Origin of the sequence: Sinorhizobium medicae, assembly GCF_007827695.1 — a bacterium.
Taxonomy (GTDB): domain Bacteria; phylum Pseudomonadota; class Alphaproteobacteria; order Rhizobiales; family Rhizobiaceae; genus Sinorhizobium; species Sinorhizobium medicae.
This window is the reverse complement of record NZ_VITA01000002.1, coordinates 95794-106940: the sequence shown is the minus strand read 5'-3', so window position 1 is coordinate 106940 and position 11147 is coordinate 95794. Positions and strand designations below refer to the sequence as shown.

Below are 11147 nucleotides of genomic sequence, written 5' to 3'. Positions count from 1 at the left end.
CGGCGAGGATGGCGATGAAGGTTCTTCTGATCGGATCGGGCGGCCGCGAACATGCGCTTGCATGGAAGATCGCGCAATCGCCGAGGCTGACCACTCTTTATGCCGCGCCCGGCAATCCCGGCATCGCCGAAGAGGCCGCAATCGTTGCGCTCGACGTGGGAAACCACGTGGCCGTGGTCGATTTCTGTCGCAGCCATGCAATCGACCTCGTGGTCGTCGGTCCCGAGGCGCCGCTGGTCGCCGGTCTTGCCGACGTCCTTATCGGGGCGGGCATTCCGGTTTTCGGCCCTTCCGCCGCAGCGGCTCAGCTAGAAGGTTCCAAGGGTTTTACCAAAGACCTCTGCGCGCGATATGGAATCCCGACCGGCGCCTATAAGCGTTTCTCCGACGCCGAGTCCGCCCGGGCCTATGTTCGCGAACAGGGCGCGCCGATCGTCATCAAGGCGGACGGGCTTGCCGCCGGCAAGGGTGTGACCGTCGCGATGAACCTCGAAGAGGCCCTTGCCGCAGTCGACGAATGCTTCGCCGGCGCCTTTGGCGCGGCCGGCGCCGAGGTGGTGGTCGAGGCCTATCTCGATGGCGAGGAAGCGAGCTTCTTCTGCCTTTGCGACGGCAAGAACGTGCTGCCGCTCGGTTCTGCGCAGGACCACAAGCGTGTCGGAGACGGCGACACCGGACCGAACACCGGCGGCATGGGGGCCTATTCGCCTGCGCCGGTCATGAGCCCCGAGGTGGTCGAAAGGACGATGAGAGAGATAATCCAGCCTACCGTTCGCGGCATGTCCGAAAACGGTTATCCCTTCACCGGCGTGTTCTTTGCCGGCCTGATGATTACGGAGAAGGGGCCGGAACTCATCGAATACAATGTGCGCTTCGGCGATCCCGAATGCCAGGTGCTTATGATGCGCCTCCAAAGCGACCTCCTTCCACTGCTCTATGCGGCGGCCACCGGGACGCTCGAAGGCATGAAGGCCGAATGGCGGGACGACGTTGCTCTGACCGTGGTGATGGCCGCGCGCGGCTATCCAGGCTCCTACGAAAAAGATACGCCGATCGACGCCCTCCCCGAGGCATCCGCCACAACGAAAGTGTTCCATGCCGGCACCACAATGAAGGACGGCAGACTGGTTGCTACCGGCGGCCGCGTGCTGAACGTCACCGCCACGGGAAAGTCGGTCTCGGTGGCGAAGGACGCGGCTTATGCGGCCGTTCGCAACGTTACCTGGGAAAACGGCTTCCATCGCAACGACATCGGCTGGCGGGCGGTCGCGCGCGAGACGGCCTGACGGCTCCAGCGAGTGGCGCTGCAGGAAGGGCCGTATCGTTCAACTTTTATCATTTCTCCTGACAGGGCGGTAACGGGAGGCCGTTATTCTCACCTCGACCAATCGAGGATAGATCAATGCGATCCCTGCTGATCACCGCCGCTCTCGTCTCTGCCGCCGGTCCGACGGCGGCCTCTTCGATCGAGGACGTCACCTCCGGCGAGGCCGTCAATTCGAGCGTAGCAACGGTTTCCTGCGCCGATTGTCCGCCTTTGCAGCCGAAGAAGAAACATTCCTACGTCGTCCCCGAGCTTGCGCCGGGCACGGATCGCGTTGAGATCAAGGAAATCCACGGAGCGGTGAAGTCGGTCCGCACAGAGGCGTGGCTGGGCGGATCGCCGGTGATTTTCGTCAACGATGCATCCAACGAGGCAATCCGGGCCGCGGCAATGAAGACCGGTGAGCAGGCCGTAGCAGATCGTTCGGCAACGGCCTTCCCCCCGGCTATTTCGGAAATCTCTATCGACGGCACCGCAAAAACCGCTTCGGTTGCGACGATCTCTCAGGCGATGCCGGTTACCGCGTCCGAAGCTGGCGGTTCACGGAAAATTGATCCGGCAGCTTTCGATCTTCGCCTAAATTGATACCATATCATTAAGGTTCCCTGCCCCGGTCAGTCGATGTTCAAGGCTGGCGGGCAAATTCGCTGCAATAGCGAGAGATTGCGCCCCTGAGAGAAGCAGGGGCGTAATCTTTAGAGCGACACTCCGATTTCGCGACCCGGTGTCGGCACACCTGCCGCCATCATCGCGCGGCGCGCCAGGGGTTAAGGACGGTCAGTCCTGCCGCCTCGAATGGACTGACATCTCGAGTGGCAACCATCAGGCCGCGTGATGCCGCCGTCGCGGCGATGTAGCCGTCCGCCTTTCCGATGCCCCTGCCAGCCATTTTCACCCGCGCCATCAGGTTAGCATAGGCCTGTGAGGCGCCCAGATCGAAGGGCAGGACACGCCCGGAAAAGGCCGGCAAGACCTCTCGCTCCAACCGATCCAAATAGATCGTTCGACGCGTGCCTGCGGGCATGGCCGCTAAACCGAAGCGCAGTTCGGCTACCGTGATCGTGGACAGGTAGAGGGTTTCCACCATCTGCGCGTCGATCCAGGTCAGCACGTTGGAATCCGGCTCGATCCTCCACAGTTCGGAGATCACGTTGGTATCGAGAACGATCACTCAAAGCCCATCGGCTCGGCCGGGGTCTTGTCGCGAAGCTGATTGAAGCCCTCGGCTTCGGAGTCGGTCAGCCCCCCCGCTTCGCGCGCAATTGACGTCAGCAGTGAACTAAGCTTCAAGCGACCCTCGGGCTTGGCGGCCTGTTCGAGGATGCTGCGAATTTCGGCCTCGGTGCTACAGCCGTGCATGGCCGCCCGAACACGGATAGCACGATGCACCTCGCTCGGAACGTTGCGGATTGTGATTGATGGCATTGCTTCGCATTCCAGATACTAGCTGCATTGATATCATCATAACATAATGCAAGCATACCGGCAAATCGAACGCAAGGTCGCCGCCAACCATGGAGTTGAGACGCGAGATGCGGTCGGAAAGCCGCACACACTCATCCCGCTCTAGCGACCAGCGCTTCTATGTCGCGGTCCGAATAGACCTCGATGCCGTTGGCGCGCAGCAGCGCGGCCGTCACGCCCTCACCCGCGACACGTTCACCGCTGAACCGGCCGTCATAGATGAAGCCGGAGCCGCAGGACGGGCTGCCGTCGATCAACAGGGCGAAGCGACAATTCGTCTCGCTTGCAAGCGCAAGAGCGTTCTGCGCGGCGCGGCGAAACTCAGCCGTCACATCGCCGCCAGTCCTCTCGAGGACACGGGCCCTCCCGGCGAGCACCTCGGCACCCGTCCTGCCGCCTTCGATCTCGGCCGGTGGACGCGGCACGGGCATGCCGGCAGTCATTTCCGGACAAATGGTGACGAGCCGGCCTTCCCTTCTCCAGCGATCGATCGCCGGGTGGACAAGCGGCTTCGATGCGCCGTCGTAACGCACCGCCTGCCCCATAAGGCAGGCACTGACGAGGATCCTCGTGATCATCGCCGAGTCATAACCGGCAGCCGGTAACGCGACAAGCTCGGCGATGCGAGAGCCACTCCGGCGTTACCCGGAGATCTTCGAGAAATCCGCGACCTCCCCGGTCGCCGAGCGGATGAGCCCCAGAAGTGCGAGGCGGTTTGCACGGATCGCCTTGTCCTCGTCATTGACGAGCACATCGTTGAAAAAGGCGTCGACCGGCTCGCGCAACTTCGAGAGAGCCTCCATCGCCGAGCGGAAATCTTCCTTGGCGATCGCCGCGCGCGCACCGTCCGACGCGACCTTGATAGAGGCATACAGCAACCGCTCGGCATCGAGCCGGAACAATTCTTCGTCAACCGAGGCTGCGACTTCCGTGCCCTTCTTCTCTTCGGCAGCGAGAATTTGCGTCGCGCGCTTCGTGCCGGCCAGAAGGTTTCTGCCCTCCTCGGCCGTGATGAAGGCCGTCAGCGCCTCAACGCGCCGAGCAATCATCAACAGGTCGTCCGCATCCGGCGCAAGAACCGCGTCGATCAGGTCGTGCCGAGCGCCAAGATCGCGGAGATAAACCTTGAGGCGATCATGGAAGAAAGCCAGCAGGTCACCGGAAACATCCGCCGCCATGGCCGGTCGCTGCAGTTTGAGTGAGGCCAGAGCGACGTCGAAACAGGGCAGGAGCGGCAGCCGAGCCCTTCCTTCGAGAATGAGGCGGATCACGCCAAGGGCCGCCCGACGCAATGCATAGGGGTCCTTCGAACCGGTCGGCCTTTCGTCGATCGCCCAGAAACCGACGAGGGTATCGAGCTTGTCGGCAAGTGCGACCGAAACCGAGACGGGGTCGGTCGGCACGTGGTCCGACGGGCCCTGAGGCTTGTAGTGGTCTTCGATCGCATTGGCGACGGCCGCGCTTTCACCCTGCAATACTGCATATTTATGGCCCATGATGCCCTGCAGTTCCGGAAACTCGCCGACGGCCTCGGTGCGCAGGTCAGCCTTGGCGAGCACGGCCGCGCGCGCGACGGATGCCGGGTCGGCACCGGTGATCTTGGCGAGCGCTGCAGCGAGCGAACGGATACGGGCCACGCGCTCGCCTTGCGTGCCGAGCTTGGCATGAAAGGTCACGTTCAAGGCGTCCAGCTTGGCCATCCGCTGGTCGAGAGGTTTTTTCAGATCGAGCCCGAACTTCCCGGCAGATGCGGCCAGCGTTTCGAGATCCGGCAAATCGCCCTGGTCGCGCTTCCAGAAGTGGGCTGCGTCGGAGAGCCGCGCCCGTACGACCTTTCCGTTGCCATGGACGATTTCCTTGCCGCCATCCTTCGCCTCGATATTCGAAACGAGGATGAACCTGTTGGACAGCGTTTCTGCGCCGGGCTTGCGCGTAACGAAGCATTTCTGGTTGGTCTTGATCGTCAGCCGGATGATTTCCGACGGAATTGCGAGATAGCTTTCCTCGAAACTGCCCATCAGCACCTTCGGCCATTCGACCAGTCCGGCGACCTCTTCCAAAAGGCCCTCATCCTCGACGAGTTCAAGGCCATTGGCGAAAGCGATGTTGTGGGCGTCGGCGGAGATGATTTCCTTGCGGCGCTCCGCGTCGATCACCACCTTCGCCTTTCCGAGCTTCTCGGCGTAATCGGCGAAGCGGCGGACGGCGATCGCCTCCGGTGCGTGGAAGCGATGGCCGTAGGTGATGTTGGACGCGACGATGCCGTCGACCTCGAAGGGGATCACCTTCGTCTCGTCATGTTCCGCGCCGAAGGTGCAGACGATCGACTGCAGCGGACGGACCCAGCGAAGGCTGCCCGGTATCGCCGAAGCGGCACCCGAGCGCATGGATTTCGGCCAGGGAAAGTCGCGAATGATCGCCGGCATCACGTCGGCGACGATCTCTTCCGCCTCCCGGCCGCGCCTGACGATGTGCGCGACATAGAAGTCGCCCTTCTTCGGATCATTATGGACATGAGCTTCACTGATGGACGAGAGTCCTGCCGCGCGCAGAAAGCCTTCGATCGCCTTATCGTTCGCATCGATGCGCGGCCCCTTGCGCTCCTCGCGCATATCGGCGGAGCGCGCATTCAGGCCGCGAATGTCGAGCGTCAGCCGCCGCGGCGTCCAGTATTCCCGCGCGCCTTCGTAGGTCAGTCCCGCCTCGACCAGAGCGTCGGTCACGAGCTTCTTCAAATCTCCGGCCGCTTTGCGCTGCATGCGGGCGGGGATTTCTTCGGAGCGCAGTTCAATGAGAAGATCGGGCATGAGACTTTGTTCTGTTCCGGAAGGGTGTCGCGGGAGCTTGAAGCGAGTCGCGTTCCAGCGAAATCACGCGCTGCGCTTTAAGCCATTGTTTTTGGCATGTCATTGTCCCGAAACCGCTGCGCTGTTTTGGGCGCCATGCCTTAGCAAGCTCTGGCCGAAATGTCATTAAGCCGAGCGAGGAAATCGACTGTCACCAGCCGCCGCCGCCGCCACCTCCTCCGCCGCCGCCGGAAAACCCGCCGCCGGAGGAAAAGCCGGAGGACGAACTCCTGGCCGGCGGCGGCAAGGAAGACGTGATCTTATCCGTCATCGAACCGGCCAAACCGCCGATCGTGTCGGTGAAGGATCCGGGGCCGAAGGAATCGCCATGATACCAGCTCGGCTGGTAGGCGGCCGCAGCCGCGCCGGCGGAAGCTGCAAGCAGCCAGCGCTCGAAGGTCTCGCTCCAGGGCTTCTCCACTCCGAGAGCCACTGCATAAGGAAGCAGGGTTTCGAAATGCCGGGGCGACATTTCCGGCGCGCTTTGCATGTTCAGCCGGTCCTTTTCGGCGAGCGTCAGGTATTGCCTGAGACCGTCGATACCATCCATCATGCGCGTACCCAGCGGTGTGGGCGCGCCCATGAGAAAATAGAACAGCCCGTTCACGAGGACGATGCCGCCGATTGCGAAGAACAACGGCAGGTCGGCTGGGTCGCTGGCTGAAAAGACGAGCGCGGCGAGAATGCTCGAAAATTCGGTGAAGAGCACGAAGCCCATGAAAGCCAGGACCACGATCGAAAGGATTCGGCGTCTGAGGCTCGAGCTGCGCCGGAACGATTTGCCGACCGACACGGCGAAGGCGGCAATAAAGACGGCGAGAAAAACCGGGACGATCACGAAAGGAATGCTGTCCTCGCTCAAGCCGCCGAAGATGAGCAGCGCCGCGAGGGTGGCGGCCGAAAGAACGATGCCGACGACGACGTAGCTCTTATTGGCGCGGTAATACTTTCCACGATGCTCGCGCTCCATCGCGCTGCGAAAGCCGGAACCGGCGGCCTGAATCCTCTTCCCATTCTCGCGGTCGATGGTGAGCTTGCCGTCAGCGGCTTCGACCGCCCTCATCAAGGCCGCTTCGCCGGTCGGCAGCTTTTCACCGGTCTTGCCCGTGGCGGTGATGATGATCGCATTCTTCAGGTCTTCCAGGACAACATGTCCCCGCACCGCAAGGTTGAGCGCCGCAGCTGAGAGAGCCGTCCATCCCCCGCCGGAAAAACCCTTGTTGTCGATGTAGTTGACCAGCGCGGGCGAGACACCCTCCGGAGGATCCCAGCGCGGGACCATGACCCCGCGCGTCGGGTCGCGGCCGACACGAATCCAGGCGCGCCCGTAATAAAGCGTCACGAAGAGGAGGCCGGCTCCGGCGATGACCAGGGCCGCGTGGTCGCGCAGCCACCAGATATTTTCCTGCGAAGGAGTGGGGCGCTCGATGCTGCCCTTGGGCAGCTTGATCGCGACGGTCAATCCTTCCTGCGGGCGCAGCCGGCGCGTCGTCGCGAAGAAGATTTCGTCACCCTCCTCCACCGCCCGCGCATCTTTTTCCGTCGCCCCGTAGCCGCCGGTAAAGACGTCGAGCGCCTTCGCCTTCACTCCATCAGGCAGTGTCACGGTGGCCGTGGCCTCCTCGATCGGAAATGCCCATTCGGTTCCCGTCACATTCCAGTAGAGTTCGTCGTGATCATCGAAGAAGCGTATCTGCCGGCTCGTCTCATAGGTGATCTGGAAGGTGTGCTCGCCATGCGGCAGCAGAACGTCGGCGTTCCCGGTGTAGATGCGGATGCCGCCGTTGATCGATTCGGTCCGGTAATCCTCATCATCGCCATCCCGCTCGACGGAGAGGAGTTTGAAGTCGACCTTGCTGCGGCGGTCGCGCTCATCGACGAAGGTCAACGGAAAGTCGCGGTAGATGCCGCGCCTTATCTGGTTTCCCTCCACATTGGCCGTAATCGTCTCGGTTACCGTCAGCGTGCCGTCCTTTGCGACGCCGATCACCGAATGGTAGGCGGAGATAAACTCTTCCGCCGCCGCGGCTAGCGGCATTGCAAGAACGAAAAAGACGAGCGCAAGCGCCGCTAAAAGCCGCCTCATCGGGAGTTCCCTTTTCAGGCCCGCTGGAGCATTCCAGGAAAGCATACGGATTACCGCCCGGAAGTGCGTGGTTCAAAGAGATAGATCGTTTTATCGATCCAGCGAAAGACTTAGAACTTGACCGAAGGGACCGCACGGTCCGCTTCGTTGGTGATCTCGAAATAGTTGGCTTTGGCGAAACGAAAAACGTTGGCGATCAGATTCGAGGGAAAGCTCTCGACCTTGACGTTGAGATCGCGCGCCGCGCCGTTGTAATAGCGCCGGGACATCTGGATCTCGCCTTCGATCGTCTCCAACGAACGCTGGAGTTCCACGAAATTCTCGTTGGCCTTCAGGTCCGGATAGGCTTCGGCAAGCGCAAAGAGCCGGCCAAGCGCCTGCGACAGCGCGCCCTCGGCGGCAGCCCGTGCCGCAACGTCGCCTTCCGGGACCGCCCGGGCACGGTTGCGAAGGGCGACGACCTCTTCGATCGTCGATTTTTCATGGGCGGCGTAGCCCCTCACCGTCTCGACGAGGTTCGGGATGAGGTCAGCGCGGCGCTTCAGCTGCACGTCGATGCCGGACCAGGCTTCCTCGGCCATCTGGCGCGCCTTGACGAGGCCGTTATAGGCGAAAACGAGATAAAGAATAACGGCGACGCCAATTGCCAGCCCGATCATTTAGCCCTCCTCTGGATCACGGCGCTCTCACCACATTAAAGTCCCCCGGCGGCACTCAACCGCAAGGTATTTCTGCATCAATCCGGCTGAACTAGAAGACTGCCTTCGGTCCATCCGGCCGGCAGTACTTCTAAACCCCTGCTTGAACGGGTCATGCCAATCCATGCAGCTTCAGGCTGTTACACCGGTAACGGCATGACGACGAAGGATGCTCGATAGTCAAGCCATCGAACAACCACAACGCTTAAGTGCCCGCCATGAACTCGCTCGCAACCCACATCAACGTGATCGCCTTTGCAGCCCTTTTCGCGACTCATGCAAGCGCCGGTCCGGTCGATAGGCCGAGCGGTGTACGCCGTGCGCTGCAGATCTACGCCGGCGAGCTGTCCAGGTCGCTGCCGTCAGCGCCGAAGTGGCGGCTCGAGGAAAGCGCGCATTCCTGCCCGCAGGCGCGGTCTGGTGATCAGGCCGCTTCCCTTTCCCAGTTTGCGCCTCCAGCATCCGTCAGCAGAAAGGCTTCGCCGCAGGCTTTCGCGAGCGTGCGCACGCGCAGGATATAGCTCTGCCGCTCCGTTACCGAAATCACGCCGCGCGCATCGAGAAGATTGAACACATGGCTCGCCTTGATGCACTGGTCATAGGCCGGAAAGACGCATCTATGCAGGCGGTTGTTGCTGGCGTCGCCGGGCGCACCGGCGGCAAGCAATGCCAGGCACTCCTTCTCCGCATCGATGAAATGCTGGTGCAGCATCGCTGTGTTGGCATATTCGAAATTGTGCCTTGAATATTCCTGCTCAGCCTGAAGGAAGACGTCACCATAGGAAATCTTCTCGGCACCGTCGCGGCCATTGAAGTTGAGATCGTAGACGTTGTCGACGCCCTGAACATACATCGCCAGGCGTTCGAGACCGTAGGTAAGCTCGCCTGAAACCGGGGAGCATTCGATACCGCAGACCTGCTGGAAATAGGTGAACTGCGACACCTCCATGCCGTCGCACCAGCATTCCCAGCCGAGCCCCCAGGCGCCGAGCGTCGGGCTTTCCCAGTCGTCCTCGACGAACCGGATATCATGCAGCAGCGGATCGAGGCCGATCGCCTCGAGCGAGCCTAGATAGAGCTCCTGCAGGTTGGAGGGATTAGGCTTCAAGATCACCTGATACTGGTAATAGTGCTGCAGCCGATTGGGATTCTCGCCGTAGCGGCCGTCGGTCGGACGCCTCGACGGCTGTACATAGGCCGCGCGCCAGGGCTTCGGTCCGAGCGCCCTCAGCGTCGTTGCCGGGTGGAACGTACCGGCACCGACCTCCATGTCGTAGGGCTGGAGGACTGCGCAACCCTTGTCGGCCCAATAATTATGCAGCGTCAGAATCAAAGCCTGAAACGAGCGCTTCGGGTTCATATGGTCCGGCAGGGGTGAGGTGGTCATGGGATCCAGGTCCGAATTCGTCGAGATGTGCCGGACAGGTGCCACGCCGCAGGACGAGGGTCAAGCCGCGTTTCGGTCAGACAGCCTTACTCATCCTCCCGCTTCAGACGGTACTCGCCCGTCTTCGGGTCCTTGATAAGCGTGCCGTTTGCGCCGGTTTCGCGCTGCCGGCGCAGCTGCTCGCGCTGCCGTGTCAGCTTCTCGGCGTCCGAGATGAACTTGCGGTAGCCGATCCAGGCGATGAAGGCGATAATCAGAAGCAGGATGATCTGCGGCATGGTTCCTCCCCTGCATCCCCTCGGTTGGAACGATGGCGCGCGGAGATGCAGCACTTCGAAGTGTTAGCGCGCCCAAGCCCCGCTGGCCAGATGCAGCGACATCGTTCTTTGCGAAACGCTGTTCCCGCCGGCGCGCATACGTCGTCTCAAAGTCCGAAACGGGCCCAGAGCGCCCTCTCCTCTAAGGTATCGACGAGACCTGCGGCCGCCGAGGCGACGAGAGGTGCGGCAATGGCTCCGGCCACGGCCGCTCCAGGCTGGCGCCGCCCGAAAAGGCTCCGCGCCGGCTGGATCAGCTCGAGCCGCGCCTTTTCCCCATAGCGCTTCCTGACCTCGCTCCGCATATCGCCGAGGGAATCGACGAGGCCAAGTTCCTGGCCGCGCTGTCCCGTCCAGAACAACCCCGAGAAGAGGTCCGGATGATCGGCCAGGAGCGAGCCGCGCCTGCTCTTTACCATCTGGATGAAGATGTCGTGGATTTCGAGCTGGAGGCCTTTGAGAAACTCGATGTCGCGCTCCTTCTCCGGCTGGAAAGGATCGAGAAGCACTTTGTTTTCCCCGGCCGTATAGACGCGTCTTTCCACGCCGATCTTTTTGAGAAGATCGGGAAAACCGAAGCCGCCCGAAACGACGCCGATCGAACCGACGATCGAGGTCGGATCGGCGATGATCTCGTCGCCCGCCAGTGCGATCATGTAGCCGCCGGATGCTGCCACGTCCTCGACGAAGATCAGCACGCGCTTCCTCTTTTCCTGTGCGAGATCCCGGATGCGCTGATAAATCAGCCGGGACTGCACCGGCGAACCGCCAGGAGAGTTGATGGAGATGGCGACGGCAGGAGCGTCTTTGACGGAGAATGCCTTTTCGAGCAGCGGCGCAACGGTTGCGAGATTGAGAACCGGACGGAGAGGACTGCCGCCTGCCATTATTGCGCCATGCAGCCTGATCGCCGGGATCGTCACTCCATCCCTGCGGAAGCGCCCCGGCATTAGCTTTCTCAAGAACCCGGCCATTTCAACTCCTGCCCGATACGAATTTTAGCACTGCATGTATGCACTGCCGCC

Annotated in this window: 11 protein-coding genes; 2 read left to right on the top strand and 9 right to left on the bottom strand. The window is 61.8% G+C overall.

Annotation, left to right across the window (positions count from 1 at the left end; all coding sequences use genetic code 11):
• The first annotated feature begins 14 nt into the window (after positions 1–14).
• Together purD and FB009_RS03800 are read left to right on the top strand one after the other, a co-directional pair.
• Entirely contained in the window at positions 15–1286 is a 1272-nt protein-coding gene (gene purD, locus FB009_RS03805) for a phosphoribosylamine--glycine ligase (RefSeq protein ID WP_011974674.1), read from the top strand.
• A 116-nt stretch (positions 1287–1402) separates the two neighbouring features.
• A complete protein-coding gene (locus FB009_RS03800) occupies positions 1403–1909 on the top strand; it encodes a plant virulence effector HPE1-like domain-containing protein (protein ID WP_011974673.1) in 507 nt (168 codons plus the stop codon).
• A 160-nt stretch (positions 1910–2069) separates the two neighbouring features.
• Here FB009_RS03800 and FB009_RS03795 read toward each other — a convergent pair whose 3' ends face one another.
• The 9 genes from FB009_RS03795 to FB009_RS03750 all read right to left on the bottom strand — a co-directional run bounded on the left by FB009_RS03795 (position 2070) and on the right by FB009_RS03750 (position 11096).
• Positions 2070–2495: a type II toxin-antitoxin system VapC family toxin gene (locus tag FB009_RS03795; protein ID WP_011974672.1), complete on the bottom strand. Its 426-nt coding sequence runs from the start codon at positions 2493–2495 to the stop codon at positions 2070–2072.
• Positions 2492–2749 (bottom strand): FitA-like ribbon-helix-helix domain-containing protein, encoded by a 258-nt coding sequence (locus FB009_RS03790; protein ID WP_102045724.1) that lies wholly within the window; start codon positions 2747–2749, stop codon positions 2492–2494. The genes FB009_RS03795 and FB009_RS03790 overlap by 4 nt, the downstream gene beginning before the upstream one ends.
• 131 nt (positions 2750–2880) lie before the next feature.
• A complete protein-coding gene (locus FB009_RS03785; RefSeq protein ID WP_011974670.1) occupies positions 2881–3366 on the bottom strand; it encodes a DUF523 domain-containing protein in 486 nt (161 codons plus the stop codon).
• 63 nt (positions 3367–3429) lie between these two features.
• A complete protein-coding gene (gene glyS / locus FB009_RS03780) occupies positions 3430–5595 on the bottom strand; it encodes a glycine--tRNA ligase subunit beta (RefSeq protein WP_011974669.1) in 2166 nt (721 codons plus the stop codon).
• Between the two features lie 190 nt (positions 5596–5785).
• Positions 5786–7720, bottom strand: a complete 1935-nt coding sequence (locus tag FB009_RS03775; protein WP_018208838.1) for a DUF2207 domain-containing protein — start codon at positions 7718–7720, stop codon at positions 5786–5788.
• A 110-nt stretch (positions 7721–7830) separates the two neighbouring features.
• Complete coding sequence (locus tag FB009_RS03770; protein ID WP_011974667.1) at positions 7831–8379, bottom strand: LemA family protein; 549 nt, start codon at positions 8377–8379, stop codon at positions 7831–7833.
• Positions 8380–8842: 463 nt separating this feature from the next.
• Positions 8843–9805 carry a glycine--tRNA ligase subunit alpha gene (locus FB009_RS03760; protein ID WP_011974666.1) on the bottom strand — a complete coding sequence of 321 codons (963 nt, stop codon included), beginning with the start codon at positions 9803–9805 and terminating at the stop codon, positions 8843–8845.
• Between the two features lie 86 nt (positions 9806–9891).
• Positions 9892–10083, bottom strand: a complete 192-nt coding sequence (locus FB009_RS03755; RefSeq protein ID WP_011974665.1) for a hypothetical protein — start codon at positions 10081–10083, stop codon at positions 9892–9894.
• Positions 10084–10229: 146 nt separating this feature from the next.
• Entirely contained in the window at positions 10230–11096 is an 867-nt protein-coding gene (locus FB009_RS03750) for a S49 family peptidase (protein WP_145161454.1), read from the bottom strand.
• Positions 11097–11147: the final 51 nt, after the last annotated feature.

Excerpts from the sequence above, each read along its gene's own strand:
- FB009_RS03790 (WP_102045724.1), bottom strand. The coding sequence starts at position 2,749 with ATGCCATCAATCACAATCCGCAACGTTCCGAGCGAGGTGCATCGTGCT.
- FB009_RS03775 (WP_018208838.1), bottom strand. The coding sequence starts at position 7,720 with ATGAGGCGGCTTTTAGCGGCGCTTGCGCTCGTCTTTTTCGTTCTTGCA.
- glyS (WP_011974669.1), bottom strand. The coding sequence starts at position 5,595 with ATGCCCGATCTTCTCATTGAACTGCGCTCCGAAGAAATCCCCGCCCGC.
- FB009_RS03800 (WP_011974673.1), top strand. The coding sequence starts at position 1,403 with ATGCGATCCCTGCTGATCACCGCCGCTCTCGTCTCTGCCGCCGGTCCG.
- FB009_RS03760 (WP_011974666.1), bottom strand. The coding sequence starts at position 9,805 with ATGACCACCTCACCCCTGCCGGACCATATGAACCCGAAGCGCTCGTTT.
- FB009_RS03770 (WP_011974667.1), bottom strand. The coding sequence starts at position 8,379 with ATGATCGGGCTGGCAATTGGCGTCGCCGTTATTCTTTATCTCGTTTTC.
- FB009_RS03785 (WP_011974670.1), bottom strand. The coding sequence starts at position 3,366 with ATGATCACGAGGATCCTCGTCAGTGCCTGCCTTATGGGGCAGGCGGTG.
- purD (WP_011974674.1), top strand. The coding sequence starts at position 15 with ATGAAGGTTCTTCTGATCGGATCGGGCGGCCGCGAACATGCGCTTGCA.
- FB009_RS03750 (WP_145161454.1), bottom strand. The coding sequence starts at position 11,096 with ATGGCCGGGTTCTTGAGAAAGCTAATGCCGGGGCGCTTCCGCAGGGAT.
- FB009_RS03755 (WP_011974665.1), bottom strand. The coding sequence starts at position 10,083 with ATGCCGCAGATCATCCTGCTTCTGATTATCGCCTTCATCGCCTGGATC.